Below are 13,070 nucleotides of genomic sequence, written 5' to 3'. Positions count from 1 at the left end.
AATGGCCTATTGCGAAATATTCCGTATTCTTTGAACTTAAATTCATGGGGGAACGCACATTCAGGGGGTGCCGGGCGTGAATATGAACATTAAGAGATCGACAGAAGGCGAATCCGGCCTGAGCAGTCTTCAGGCGGAAGTCGCGCATAAAATGGTCTCGCTCATATCTGCGGCTCGCTGGAATATTGGAGACCGGCTGTCTGATGCAGCAATTGCCAAGGAGCTTCGCGTATCGCGTTCGCCTGTGCGTCAGGTACTGAACCTGTTGGTACAGCAAGGCATTGTCAGCCAGACCCCAAATCGCGGCTATCAGTTGCATCGTCTTCCCGAACCTGATGAGCTGAACGACAGGCTTCTTCCACCATCCGAAGCTGAGGAGCTTTACCGACGCCTGATGAGTTCACGCGCCTCTGGTACGGTCGGCGATGAAGTGTCCGAAGCTGAACTTGCAGACCAGTTGGGCGCCACACGTGGTGCCGTGCGCCGGGTATTGATGCGTTTTGCAACGGAAGGTCTGGCAGAACGCCTTCCCGGCCATGGCTGGCGATTTGCCGAGTCGCTCGACAATGAGCGTGCCGTCAATGAAAGCTATGCTTTCCGTCTGGTGATTGAATGCGGGGCACTTGCCCAAGCCGAGTATGCACCGGACCCAACCCAGCTTGCCGCCCTTCAACGCGAGCAAAAAGAGATACTAGTTCTACCGCTGCAAAGCCTCACACGTGACCTGTGGTTCAATGCCAATGCAAATTTCCATGAAACCATTGTTTCGTGGGCGAACAATCGCTTTTTCACGCAATCCGTCCGCTGGCAGAACCATCTGCGGCGTATGACCGAATATTCCGACTTCGACCGCTTGGGCGAAGAGCGCATACGCAAGGCCTGTATGGACCATTTGGGCATTTTGGAAGCTATTGAGAACAAGGATTTCGAATTCGCCGCCGCCTTGCTGAAACGCCATATCAGCCGCTCGGGCGCCGAAGACGTTTAACCGGCAAGGCAGTTGTTAAGCGCGGAGTGTAAAGCCGCGCCTCAGGGTCAAACGCGTTCCAGCGCTATCGCAATCCCTTGCCCAACGCCAATACACATTGTCGCCAATGCGTATTGGCCACCGGTGAGCGAAATTTCAAGCGCCGCCGAACCTGTAATGCGTGCGCCTGACATGCCGAGCGGATGTCCTAATGCGATTGCTCCACCATTTGGATTGACGCGGCTATCGTCGTCAGCAACTCCGAGTTCCCGCAACACAGCGAGCCCTTGCGAAGCAAAAGCCTCGTTGAGCTCGATCACATCGATCGCATCAATGGCGATCCCAAGCCGTGCCAGAAGTTTGCGTGTGGCAGGCATTGGGCCGATGCCCATGGTCCTTGGTGGAACGCCAGCGGTGCCCCCGCCGATAATACGAGCGATAGGTTTCAGATTGTATTTCTTAATGGCCGCCTCAGAAGCAATGATTAACGCGGCCGCACCATCATTGACGCCGGATGCATTGCCTGCCGTTACAGTTCCACCGTCTCTGAACGGTGTCCCAAGCTTTGCGAGTGCTTCCATCGTTGTGACACGCGGATGTTCATCCATATCCACAACGACTGGTGCGCCTTTGCGTTGCGGGATGCTTACAGCGACGATTTCTTGAGCAAGGCGTCCGTTGGCCTGTGCTGCGGCAGCTTTCTCCTGACTGCGCAGCGCAAAAGCATCCTGATCCTGACGTGAGATATTGTAATCTTCAGCGACATTCTCGCCGGTCTCAGGCATGGATTCGACGCCATATTGTTTCTTCATCAGCGGGTTCACAAAACGCCAACCGATAGTCGTATCAAATATTTCCGCTTTGCGCGAAAACGCGGCATCGGCCTTCGGCATCACGAATGGGGCGCGGCTCATGCTTTCGACGCCACCTGCGATGATCAACTCAGCCTCGCCAGCCTTGATTGCGCGCGCAGCACTGATAACCGCATCCATGCCTGAACCACACAGACGATTAATCGTGGTTCCAGATACGCCGACTGGCAATCCCGCAAGAAGCAGTGACATGCGTGCGACATTACGGTTGTCTTCGCCCGCCTGATTGGCAGAGCCAAAAATAACATCGTCAACCGCTTCCCAGTCGACCAATGCATTGCGTTCCATCAATGCGCGGAGCGGAATGGCTCCGAGATCATCCGCTCTCACGGACGAAAGCGAACCGCCAAAGCGACCGATGGGCGTACGAACATAGTCACAAATATAGGCGTCACTCATTCTGAAGTCTCATGGTTCTGGCATAGCAACAAGATTGGGGCGTATTCAGGCCTGCAAATGCGAAACGAATTTCGTATTCTGATAGGCATCCAGCGCGTCGGCACCACCTTCTGTTCCGTAACCAGAATCGTTGATGCCGCCGAATGGCACTTCCGGCAGAGCCAGACCATAATGATTGATGGTGATCATTCCGCTGCGTACGGACGACGAGATTTTCGCGGCATTGGCTGATGATCCGGTGAATGCATAGGCCGCAAGACCATAATTAAGCCGATTGGCCTCACCCAACGCCTCATCCAGCGTCTGAAAACTGTTAAGCAGCGCTACTGGGCCAAACGGTTCTTCGTTCATAATCGCGGCCTCACGTGGCACATCTGCCAGCACGGTTGGCTGGAAAAAATTACCGCGATTACCAATGCGCTCACCACCTGTTACCACGGTAGCCTTGTGTTCTTTTGCTTCGCCGATCAAGCGTTCCATGGCATTGACGCGGCGTGCATTGACCAGCGGCCCCATGGTCGTTTCTGCATCGAGACCATTTCCGACATTCAACGCGCTTGCATAGTTGGAAAGTCCCTCAATGACCCGTTCGTAAGCCGGTTTTTCGACCAGAAATCGAGTTGGCGCGATGCAAATCTGTCCCGCATTACGAAACTTGGCAGCGGCTGCAACCTTGATCGCCTGATCGACGTCAGCATCTGCCATGATGATGACCGGTGCATGCCCGCCCAGCTCCATCGTCGCCCGCTTCATATGCAACCCGCTTAATGCCGCAAGTTGTTTCCCTACCTGTGTAGAGCCAGTAAACGACACTTTCTTAATCACGGGATGAGGAATGAGATAAGACGATATTTCCGCCGGATCGCCATAAACGAGATTGATGACACCGTCTGGCAAACCAGCATCAGCAAAAGCACGCACCAACTCAGCCGGAGCAGCAGGTGTGTCTTCCGCAGCTTTCAAAATAATGGAACAGCCAGCAGCAAGTGCAGCCGATATTTTGCGGACCGATTGATTGATCGGAAAATTCCAGGGTGTGAACGCCGCTACAGGACCGACCGGTTCCTTAACCTCAGTCTGCATCACATGAGCAAAACGTGGTGGGACGATACGGCCATAGCTCCGGCGCGCTTCTTCCGCAAACCAATCGATCAAATCGCAGGCAGCAGCAGCTTCGGTGCGCGCTTCAGCAAGAGGCTTGCCCTGCTCCATCGTCAGCAAATGGGCTACAATTTCGCCACGACTGCGAAAGATATCAGCGGCTTTTCGCAAAACTTTATAGCGATCAAATGCCGGCACCTTGCGCCAAATCTCAAACCCGCGATCGGCAGCAGCCAGTGCATCATCGAGATCATTGGTCGTGGCTTTGGCTATTTGGCCAATAGCCTCATTTGTGGCAGGGTTTAGAACCTCTATCGTCTCGCCACGCGACCCATCACGCCATTTCCCATCAATGAAGAGCTGTACGTCGGAATATTCCACTTGAGGTCCCATCGTCCTCTCCTATTGTCAAACTGTCGGTTGATATTGGTGAATGACGCCAGCGTCGATCAACTCGGCCAGCTTGTTTTGGTCCATATTGAGAACGTCTTCGAGAATAGAAACACTGTCCTCGCCCAGCATCGGAGGCGCTTTGTAAGACGCCTGCTTTTGCGCTTCCAACCCTTGCGCTGGCCGCACCAGAGATACCGGCCCCAGATAAGGGCTTTCCAGAGTTTGTACGACTTCACGCGCCAATACATTCGGGCTTTCAAAAGCTTCTGGGACCGTTTTCACCTGACCGGCAGGAACACCCATTCGCAAGCATTCAGCCATCCAGAATTCACGCGTATTGCTGGAGAAGCATTTTGCCATCGGCGGTATCAGATCAGCCCGGTTTAAGGCGCGACCGCTTGCTGTCTTAAAACGCTCGTCAGCTGCGAGTTCAGGCAGATCGATAATCTTTTCGCAAAGGATAGCAAATTGACGATCATTGCCAACGGCAAGCGCAAAAGCACCATCTGAGCATTCGAAAATCTGATAGGGAACAACAGTCGGATGCGCATTGCCAAAGCGCTTGGGCACATGGCCGCCATTCAGATGTGCGCTGCCGATATTGATAAGCGTATTAAGCGCGCATTCAAACAATGAAATATCGACAAACTGCCCGACACCAGTGGTTTTGCGCTGATAGAGCGCCGCAAGAATGGATTGGGTTCCGACCATTCCGGCAACAATATCCGTCATAGCGACACCAATACGCATCGGTTCACCGTCGGTTTGTCCGGTTATCGACATCAAGCCGCTTTCAGCCTGAACCACAAAATCATACCCCGGACGTTGAGCCTCAGGTCCGGTCTGGCCATAGCCGGAAATAGAGCAATAGATGAGCGCCGGGTTAAGCGCCTTCAAAGTATCGTAATCAATCTTTAATCGCTCGACGGTTCCGGCTCGGAAGTTTTCGACGACAACATCAGCCTGCTTTGCCAGTTCGTAAATGATGTTGAGCCCTTCAGGCGATTTCAAATCAAGCGCCAGACTTTTCTTGCCGCGGTTCGCGCAAAGAAAATAAGTGCTCGCTCCCTTATAATTGGGAACGGACCACGCACGCGTGTCGTCGCCGCCCTGAATATTTTCGATCTTCCAGACCTCAGCTCCCAGATCGGCGAGACTCATCGTGGCCCAGGGACCGGCAAGAACGCGCGAGAGATCGAGAACTTTTATTCCAGCCAGTGGCAAAGCAGCGTTACTATCGCCCGCAGCGGGAACCTTCAGCTCGTTCATTATTGTCAAGGTCACGTCCTTCTCAAACAACCCCGCAAACGGCGGGAGCCGATAGCCAAACTTCATTGGCGAAATTACTGTTACGAGCGCCATTCCTGCGGAAAATGACACGCCACGGCATGGCCATTTCCCTGCATCTGCAACTCAGGCCTGATCTCGGCACAGACCGCCTCCGCCCTGAAACAGCGCGTACGGAACGGACAACCAGACGGCGGATTGATGGGGCTTGGCACATCACCTTTCAGGAGAATTTGCTGCCGCTTTCGCTCAATCACCGGATCGGCGAGCGGCACAGCCGACATCAAAGCCTGCGTATAGGGATGAAGCGGGTGGCTATAGAGCTCGTTGGCCGGAGCTTTTTCAACGATGCGGCCAAGATACATCACCGCAACCGTGTGCGAGATGTGCCGCACGACCGACAAATCATGGGCAATGAAAATATAGGACGTGCCAAACTCAGCCTGAATTTCCTGAAGAAGGTTCAAAACACCAGCCTGCACAGACACATCAAGCGCTGAAACCGGTTCATCCAGCACCAAGACCTGCGGATTGAGCGCCAAGGCGCGTGCAATCACAACACGTTGACGCTGGCCGCCGGAAAGCTCGTGTGGATACCGCTTGCCGTGCTCTGGATTGAGCCTGACGAGCCGCAACATCTCTTCCACTCGCTCTTTGCGCTGCGGCTGCGAAAGATCGCTGATACGGAGAGGTTCGGCGATGCTTTCCGCAATCCGCATACGCGGATGCAGCGAAGCAAACGGGTCCTGAAAGACAAATTGCAAATGCTTGCGCGCCGCACGCATTTCTCTTGGCGAAAACTGCGCCACGTTTTGTCCCTGAAAGAGAACCTCGCCGCTGGTCGGCTCAATCAAGCGCAGCAGACAGCGCCCAAGTGTCGATTTTCCGCAACCAGATTCTCCGACCAAACCAAGGGTTTCGCCCTTTGCCAGATCAAATGAAATGTCGTCGACAGCCTTCACCTCGGCAATGTCACGCTGAAAGATCGTCCCACCTTTGATTGGAAATGACTTTCGCAAATTACGAACCGAAAGGGCTGCGTCGGATAAGGATGGAGTTGCCGTCTGGGATGAAAAATCGGAATTCATAGTACGGCCTCTTTCGTGACCGGCATATCGGCCTTGCGTTGGTATGCAGGCAGGCTTTCAGCAAAGTGGCAGGCCGATATATGGCGTCCGAAATGCTGGTATGCGGGTGGTGTTGTTTTGCAAATTTCCTGTGCGTGGGCGCAACGCGGATGAAATGCGCAGCCGGTTGGAAACGCACCCAGAACCGGTGGTGCACCTTCAATGGAATAAAGCTTGCCGCCGCTGTCGCTCAGCGTAGGGATCGAAGCAATCAAACCGCGCGTATAAGGATGGCGAGGATTATCGAAAAGCTCGAAAACATCCGCCTCTTCAACCACTTCGCCTGCATAGACTACCGCCACGCGGTCAGCGTGACCAGCGAGCACACCCAGATCGTGAGTGATGAGAATTAATCCCAGACCCAGCTTGTTTTGCAGCTCTCGCAAGACTGCCATGATCTGCGCCTGAACAGTCACGTCGAGCGCGGTGGTCGGCTCGTCAGCGATCAGTAGTTCCGGGTCGTTTGCAACTGCCATAGCAATCATGACACGCTGCCGCATCCCACCCGAAAACTCATGCGGATACTGCTTTACCCGCTGATCCGGTTGCGGGATGGAAACAAGTTCCAGCAACTCGATAGCCCGTGCCATTGCGGCCTTGCGGCTCAGTTTTCTTTGGTGAAGTTGCAAAGCTTCAATCAGCTGATCGCCGATCTTCATCACCGGATTAAGCGACGAAAGCGGGTCCTGAAAAATCATGGCGATTTTTGAACCGCGCAAACTGCGCATTTCGCGGCGTGATTTACCGACAAGCTCCTCACCCAGAAAAGTGACCGAACCTGTGACTTTTGAGTTTGGTGGATTTAGCCCGATGGAAGCCAGCATCCCGATGGATTTGCCCGAACCGGATTCGCCAACAATGCCCAAAACCTCGCGGCGCTTCAGTTCCAGATTGATGCCTCTGACAGCATCGAGCACTGTGCCATCGCGACCAAAACCGACGCGCAAGTTCTCAATTCGAAACAGACTGGCGTTCTCATTTGGATTTGTCATCTTGTTCTCCAATCACTTCGAACGCGGGTCGAAATAGTCGCGAAGACCATCGCCGATGAAATTGAACCCCAGAACGATCGTCAGAATGGCAATACCCGGACCCATGGCGATCCACCAATTGTAGAAATAGACGGCACCTTCCGCGATCATCGAGCCCCATTCCGGCGTCGGTGGCGTTGCACCAAGTCCGATAAAGCTGAGCGAAGCGGCAAGCAGAATGACCTGTCCCAAATCCATCGTCGCGCTGATCAATATCGGCGTCCAGCAGAGCGGCAGAATATGCTTCATGAGAACACGCGTGCTGCTTGCACCCGATGCAATGGCTGCTTCCACATGCTCGCGTTCACGCACTTCCAGCACCTGAGCGCGCATCAACCGCGCATAAACAGGCCACCAAACAATAACCATTGCGATGGCAGCATTCTCCAGACCCGGTCCGAGCGAAGCGGCAACGGCCATGGCGAGCAGCATTGGCGGAAAAGACAATGTTATATCGACCAGACGCATGATTGCAGAGCCGATGAAACCGCCCTTATAGCCGGAGATTGCGCCCGCCAAAGCGCCGATAATCACGGCGCTCGCCACCACAATAAGAGCAATAGGCAAAGAGTGCTTCGCTCCATAGAGCGTTCGCGTCAGCACATCGCGTCCAAGGGCATCCGTACCAAGCCAGTGAGACCAACTCGGTGCCTGCAGACGACGCCCGACCATATCAAGCGGATCGTAAGGTGTCATATAGGGGGCGAAAAATGTCGCGATGATCCAGAAGCCAACAACCACGATGCCGATGGCAACTGGCAGAGTAAGCCAGCGTGGTATTTTGATTTGGCGCGGTACAGTATTTACAGTTGCAACCATTTGTTCCCCCTATCCCAACCGAACGCGCGGATTTGCGAGAACATAGGCAACGTCAGTCAAAAGGTTCGTCACCAGGAACATGACACCACCAACAATGGTAACGCCGATGATTGCAGGAAAGTCCAGCGAACGCGCAGCTTCAACCGCATAGGACCCCATGCCCGGCCAAGCAAAAATGGTTTCGGTCAACACAGCGCCCGTAATAAGATAAGCAAACGAGTAGCTGATGACCGTCAGGACCGGCACAAGAATGTTGCGAAGAGCGTGGCGGAACACGACGCGGAATTCACCTGCACCTTTGGCCCTTGCGGTGAGAATGAATTCCCGACCGATCACATCCAGCATATTGGCGCGCACCAAACGCGAGATCGTGCCAGCAACTGTCCAGCCCAACACCGTTGCCGGAAGAATGAGGTGAGCGAGTGCATTTTTGAATGCTGCAAAATTTCCCGCAAGCAAACTGTCTATGGTCATAAAGCCCGTAAGAGCAACGGGTGGCGCCATACGAGGATCAAGCCGACCTGGCCCCGGAAGCAACTCAAACTTCACCGAAAAGATAAACAGTACAGCGAGGCCCAACCAGAAAACTGGCAGAGAGGAACCCAGCAGCGCAAAGAGGCGCGCCACATGATCTATGGCACTATCGCGATAATATGCTGCCAGAATTCCCAATAATATACCGACGACGGAACCAAGAACCATCGCCGACAACACCAGTTCCATGGTAGCGGGTAAACGCGCCATGAGATCCGTGCTGACAGGTCGCTTTGTGACGAACGAGGTTCCCATATCGCCAGTTACAAGATTTTTCAGATAGATGACGTAGCGCTCGGGAAGGCTTCGATCGAGGCCCCATTTTGCCTTCGCGGCGGCCACAACCTCGGGATTATTCATTTGTTGCTCCGCCACAATCGATGTGAGCGGATCACCTTTGGTAAGCGTGGTGAGCGCAAAGGCCATAGTGACGATGCCCAGAATTAGAAATGGCATCGCAATGAGGCGCTTAAAGAGATAGTTTGACATGCACGGTTCCCATTCTGGAAATCTGGCGCAGTTTTTGTGCGTCCTTGCGCATAGTATTGACAAGCAAATTTGGCGCCGTCAATATAAATGAAATTAAATTTCATTTTCAGGAGTCGCATTCCTTTAAACTGAAATCGACAACATCGTCCAGGAGACAACGTGAAGAAAAGAGCGAAGCCCAGTTCAGTGGACCTCGATAAAGACAGCGCTCAGGTTTCCAGTGCCCTCGTTCGAGGACTGGAAATTTTGCGCAGCTTCACCCCCAATGATATTTCTCTTGGGAATCAGGAACTTATTGACCGTACAGGATTGCCGAAAGCCACGATTTCGCGTTTGACGCTGACCTTGGTCAATCTCGGCTATCTCAATTATGACGACAATCTCGGTCGCTACAGCATTGGCCCAGCAACCATCTCGCTGGGTTATTCGGGACTGAGCTCGAACGCTGTCGTCTATATGGCCATGCCTTTGATGCGAAAGCTTGCTGAAAAAACGGGCGTGGCCGTGGCCATGGGCCTGCGTGAGCAGCGCGAAATGGTCTATATCGCCAATGCGCGCTCCGAAAACCCCGTCTCGCTACGTCTCAATGTCGGCTCAAGATTACCGATCTGGCGCACAGCTATGGGACTTTCTTATTATGTCGGTATGGAAGAAGCCCAGCGCGAGATTCTTCTCGAGCAAATGCTCGCTGCCGAACCGGAACATGCCGAGAAAATCCGTCGACTGACCAGCCACGCACTTGAGGACTTCGCAAGAGATGGCTTCGTGGCTTCCTGCGGCGACTGGTACAGCTATATCAATGCTGTTGGAATCCCTTTCCGGCCAACCGACGGAACCCAGCTCGTCGCAATCACTTGCGGCGGTATCACCGACATTGCACCGCGCGGCGCTTGTTACGCCGAAATCGGACCAGCACTCAGACAACTTACCGTTGAACTGCAGGAACGATTGATCGGCAATACAGACACGTTTTCACATACATCCTTACCCTAACCTCGCCAGCGGCGACGTAGTAGATTGATGCAGGAAATCTCATGGCCACCGATATTCTATATCCAAAAGTCAGTCTGGAAACCAATTCCGGCACAATCTCACGTTGGCACGTAAAGGACGGTGACGAGGTACGACAGGGGCAGCTGCTGTTTGAAATCGATAACGATAAAACAGTTGTTGAAGTGGATGCCCCTCACGGTGGCACGCTGAAAATTCTCAAACCATCGACCTCCGATGAGATCGACGTCGGCCAAAGTGTCGCGAGCCTGTTCTTACAGGGCGAAGTAATTTCTATCGCCCCATCAAAACCCGCCTCGGAAACCACTGCCGAACAAGCTCCTGAAACAAAAGAGGTTTCTGAGATCCCGGCATCGGATATCCGTTCAAACACCACACTGACCGGCAGAATGGTTGCAACACCACTTGCAAAACGCCTCGCTGGTGATGCCGGGATTGATCTCTCACAGATCGATGGCAGTGGACCGAGCGGGCGCATACAGAAGAAAGATATTATCGCTGCAATAGAGACTGGCAATGTTCTGCCACGGCAAATCAGCGGCAAATCAAGCGCTTCTCATAGTGACACCGTCTTGAACGCCGTCTGGTTGCGCAAGGGTGAAGGCATACCACTGGTGCTCCTGCACGGCTTCGCGTCCGACCATAACAACTGGCGCGGACTTTTCGCGGGAAGCCAATGGCAGCAGCCTTTGCTCGCTATCGACCTGCCTTCGCATGGCGCCTCGCCGCTTGAAGCCGTTGCAGACCTTGATGCGGTTGCAGCCCTCGTGGAAGCCACTATCAAACAACTTAATCTCGCAGCAACGATTATGGTGGGGCATTCCTTCGGTGCGGCCGTCAGCGCGCGGCTGGCGGCTCGAGGCAATATCGACATCCGTGCTCTGGGGCTGTTTGCACCGGGAGGTCTGGGTGCCGAAATCAATGTCGGATTTGTCGAAAATTTCGTGCGCGCCAAATCAAAAGAGAGCATCACCCCATGGCTGCATGAGCTGGTTCATGTGAAGGATATCATCTCGGAAACCTTCATTTCTGCGGTCGTACAACAACGACAGGATCGGCGCTTAAGCGACGCGATGGCGGCTTTTGCCGAACACTTCTTTGCCGATGGCACACAGACCATTTCGATTATCGAGGATCTTGCGTCGCTGGAGATACCGGTTCGCGTGATCTTTGGAAAACAGGATCGCATCCTGCCATTCAAACATAGTCGCAATCTTCCCGACAATGTGGCCCTTCATGCGTTTGAAGCGTGCGGGCACATGCCTCACCTTGAAAAACGCAGCCTTTCCTTGCGCATCCTCAGCGAGCTTGCAAATTCAGCCCGCTGACGGTATCCGCATAGAACAAAAAAAGGCCGGAGATCGCTCTCCTGCCTTTTCTATTTCAACTGTTCAGCTTACTTGGCGAGTGAAATCTCGGCCAATGGCAGGTTGCAACAGGCAGAATAGCGAACGCCGTTCACCTTGTTGTTGTAGGCTAGAATGACATCCGGGCTCAGCATCGGAATGATCACATTGGCAGCGGCCATTTTCTCGCCAGCCTGAAACCACACCTTATCTGCCTGATCGGCAGGCGCTTTGAGAGCATCAGCCATGACCTGCTGAATATCGCCAATTACGAATGACGGGTCACGCGCTTCACCGGCTCGCTTGGCCCATAGGCTGCCCTTGGCCAGGCCAAACGCATCGACATATTGTGATGTGCCGTAGAAATCAGGTGCATAATAGACCACCGTCAACGGTGTGCCGTCTCCGTTCACCTTTTCACGCCATGTTGCAAAGGAAACAGGCTGCAACTCAACCTTGATGTTCACCTTCGACAGATCTTGCTGGATCTTCTGCATCATCTGAGTGAAATCAACGCCATAAACATTCAGATTTGGATAGGTTGCCTCAAGCTTGAAGCCATCTGGATGCCCTGCTTTCGCCAGCAGTTCCTTTGCCTTATCCGGATTATATTCAGGGATTTTATGATCCGAGCCGCCGGGAAAGCCGATCGGAATAGCAGCGCCAATCAACTGGCCTTTGTCGCCCAGCATGAAATCGAGCAAAGTTTCACGATCAATGGCCGTGGAAATTGCTTCACGCACTTCAGGCGTCAGCGGTACTTCGTTTGATTTTGCGCCCGGCGAAAGCGCGATGTAGATAAAGTTATAGGAGTGAATGGAGTCGACTTTCACATCCGGGTTGCGAATGGTTTTAGCCGTTTCCGGGTCAATCTGCATTGCGATATCAGCAGAGCCATTTTCAAGCATCTGCGCCTGCGCCACAGCATCCTTCACCTGACGGATAACGACCTCCGCAACCTTCGGAGCCTCGCGCCAATACTTGTCATTACGCTTCAGACGCAGTTCGGAATTGGGTTCGTAAGCGGCCAAAACGAATGGACCACTGCCAGCCGAATTGGCCAGAAACCATGCCTCTGCATTATCCTTTTCAGCGGCATCCGCACCGTTAACGGCCTTCGCCTCTTCGGTCGCTACCTTGCTGTTGACGATACCGAAATATGGCGAAGCCACCACGTTGAAGAATTCCGAGTTCGGCGCCTTGGTCTTTACAACCACCGTTGCTTCATCAGGCGTTTCTATCGAGTCGATTGTATCCGCGAGAAATGACGGGCTACCCTTAACATTCTTCAGGCGTTCCCAAGACCACTTGACGTCCTTGGCTTCGACTTTGGCACCATCCGAGAATATTGCTTTCGGATTGATCTGGAAGGTAAACTCAGTCTGGTCGCCATTTGCTGTATAGCTTTCAGCGAGAACTGGGATGACCTTATTGTCCTTGTCCAGCGACAGAAGACCTTCATAGACTGCAGAGTCATAAATCTGGCACGTGTCGCAGAAGGTCCGGTGTGGATCGAGCGAATTGATGTCCATGTTACGCGCGATAACAAGTGAATCCGCATTTTGCGCATAGGCTGCCGGAACGGCAGTCAACAGCGTTGCAGCCATCATCACGCTTTTGAAATTCATCGTCAAAAGGCGGTTGAGCCCTGTTTTCCCATTTTTCATTGTGTTCCTCGTTTTTCTCTTTTTATG

11 protein-coding genes are annotated in these 13,070 nt (G+C 53.3%); 3 read left to right on the top strand and 8 right to left on the bottom strand.

Features of this window, described 5'->3' with window-relative positions:
- Positions 1 to 82 precede the first annotated feature (82 nt).
- The gene (locus OIV19_RS13055; protein ID WP_151092581.1) at positions 83 to 988 is read left to right on the top strand and encodes a GntR family transcriptional regulator; all 906 of its coding nucleotides are present in this window, start codon (positions 83 to 85) and stop codon (positions 986 to 988) included.
- 47 nt (positions 989 to 1,035) lie between these two features.
- Here OIV19_RS13055 and pcaF read toward each other — a convergent pair whose 3' ends face one another.
- The 7 genes from pcaF to OIV19_RS13020 all read right to left on the bottom strand — a co-directional run bounded on the left by pcaF (position 1,036) and on the right by OIV19_RS13020 (position 9,019).
- Entirely contained in the window at positions 1,036 to 2,238 is a 1,203-nt protein-coding gene (pcaF, locus tag OIV19_RS13050; RefSeq protein WP_264231900.1) for a 3-oxoadipyl-CoA thiolase, read from the bottom strand.
- Between the two features lie 45 nt (positions 2,239 to 2,283).
- Positions 2,284 to 3,732 carry an NAD-dependent succinate-semialdehyde dehydrogenase gene (locus tag OIV19_RS13045; RefSeq protein WP_264231899.1) on the bottom strand — a complete coding sequence of 483 codons (1,449 nt, stop codon included), beginning with the start codon at positions 3,730 to 3,732 and terminating at the stop codon, positions 2,284 to 2,286.
- 15 nt (positions 3,733 to 3,747) lie between these two features.
- Positions 3,748 to 5,001 carry a CaiB/BaiF CoA transferase family protein gene (locus OIV19_RS13040; protein WP_264231957.1) on the bottom strand — a complete coding sequence of 418 codons (1,254 nt, stop codon included), beginning with the start codon at positions 4,999 to 5,001 and terminating at the stop codon, positions 3,748 to 3,750.
- A gap of 80 nt (positions 5,002 to 5,081) precedes the next feature.
- The gene (locus tag OIV19_RS13035) at positions 5,082 to 6,107 is read right to left on the bottom strand and encodes a dipeptide ABC transporter ATP-binding protein (RefSeq protein ID WP_264231898.1); all 1,026 of its coding nucleotides are present in this window, start codon (positions 6,105 to 6,107) and stop codon (positions 5,082 to 5,084) included.
- Positions 6,104 to 7,138 carry an ABC transporter ATP-binding protein gene (locus OIV19_RS13030; RefSeq protein ID WP_151092573.1) on the bottom strand — a complete coding sequence of 345 codons (1,035 nt, stop codon included), beginning with the start codon at positions 7,136 to 7,138 and terminating at the stop codon, positions 6,104 to 6,106. Before OIV19_RS13030 ends, OIV19_RS13035 begins: the two co-directional genes overlap by 4 nt.
- Before the next feature lie 12 nt (positions 7,139 to 7,150).
- Entirely contained in the window at positions 7,151 to 7,996 is an 846-nt protein-coding gene (locus tag OIV19_RS13025; RefSeq protein ID WP_264231897.1) for an ABC transporter permease, read from the bottom strand.
- A gap of 9 nt (positions 7,997 to 8,005) precedes the next feature.
- Positions 8,006 to 9,019 (bottom strand): ABC transporter permease, encoded by a 1,014-nt coding sequence (locus OIV19_RS13020; protein WP_191793087.1) that lies wholly within the window; start codon positions 9,017 to 9,019, stop codon positions 8,006 to 8,008.
- Positions 9,020 to 9,178: 159 nt separating this feature from the next.
- Here OIV19_RS13020 and OIV19_RS13015 point away from each other — a divergent pair, with 159 nt between their 5' ends.
- Together OIV19_RS13015 and OIV19_RS13010 are read left to right on the top strand one after the other, a co-directional pair.
- Positions 9,179 to 10,012, top strand: a complete 834-nt coding sequence (locus OIV19_RS13015; RefSeq protein ID WP_095445589.1) for an IclR family transcriptional regulator — start codon at positions 9,179 to 9,181, stop codon at positions 10,010 to 10,012.
- Between the two features lie 41 nt (positions 10,013 to 10,053).
- The gene (locus OIV19_RS13010; protein WP_264231896.1) at positions 10,054 to 11,358 is read left to right on the top strand and encodes an acetoin dehydrogenase dihydrolipoyllysine-residue acetyltransferase subunit; all 1,305 of its coding nucleotides are present in this window, start codon (positions 10,054 to 10,056) and stop codon (positions 11,356 to 11,358) included.
- A gap of 68 nt (positions 11,359 to 11,426) precedes the next feature.
- Here the strand turns inward: OIV19_RS13010 and OIV19_RS13005 are convergent, their stop codons facing one another.
- The gene (locus tag OIV19_RS13005) at positions 11,427 to 12,986 is read right to left on the bottom strand and encodes an ABC transporter substrate-binding protein (protein ID WP_264231956.1); all 1,560 of its coding nucleotides are present in this window, start codon (positions 12,984 to 12,986) and stop codon (positions 11,427 to 11,429) included.
- Positions 12,987 to 13,070: the final 84 nt, after the last annotated feature.

The sequence above is a fragment of the Brucella sp. HL-2 genome (assembly GCF_025846885.2).
GTDB lineage: Bacteria > Pseudomonadota > Alphaproteobacteria > Rhizobiales > Rhizobiaceae > Brucella > Brucella quorumnocens.
Note: the sequence above shows the minus strand (reverse complement) of the source record. Positions and strands in the feature narration are given on the sequence as shown.

Excerpts from the sequence above, each read along its gene's own strand:
- OIV19_RS13030 (WP_151092573.1), bottom strand. The coding sequence starts at position 7,138 with ATGACAAATCCAAATGAGAACGCCAGTCTGTTTCGAATTGAGAACTTG.
- OIV19_RS13055 (WP_151092581.1), top strand. The coding sequence starts at position 83 with ATGAACATTAAGAGATCGACAGAAGGCGAATCCGGCCTGAGCAGTCTT.
- OIV19_RS13035 (WP_264231898.1), bottom strand. The coding sequence starts at position 6,107 with ATGAATTCCGATTTTTCATCCCAGACGGCAACTCCATCCTTATCCGAC.
- OIV19_RS13040 (WP_264231957.1), bottom strand. The coding sequence starts at position 5,001 with ATGAACGAGCTGAAGGTTCCCGCTGCGGGCGATAGTAACGCTGCTTTG.
- OIV19_RS13025 (WP_264231897.1), bottom strand. The coding sequence starts at position 7,996 with ATGGTTGCAACTGTAAATACTGTACCGCGCCAAATCAAAATACCACGC.
- pcaF (WP_264231900.1), bottom strand. The coding sequence starts at position 2,238 with ATGAGTGACGCCTATATTTGTGACTATGTTCGTACGCCCATCGGTCGC.
- OIV19_RS13005 (WP_264231956.1), bottom strand. The coding sequence starts at position 12,986 with ATGATGGCTGCAACGCTGTTGACTGCCGTTCCGGCAGCCTATGCGCAA.
- OIV19_RS13010 (WP_264231896.1), top strand. The coding sequence starts at position 10,054 with ATGGCCACCGATATTCTATATCCAAAAGTCAGTCTGGAAACCAATTCC.
- OIV19_RS13020 (WP_191793087.1), bottom strand. The coding sequence starts at position 9,019 with ATGTCAAACTATCTCTTTAAGCGCCTCATTGCGATGCCATTTCTAATT.
- OIV19_RS13045 (WP_264231899.1), bottom strand. The coding sequence starts at position 3,732 with ATGGGACCTCAAGTGGAATATTCCGACGTACAGCTCTTCATTGATGGG.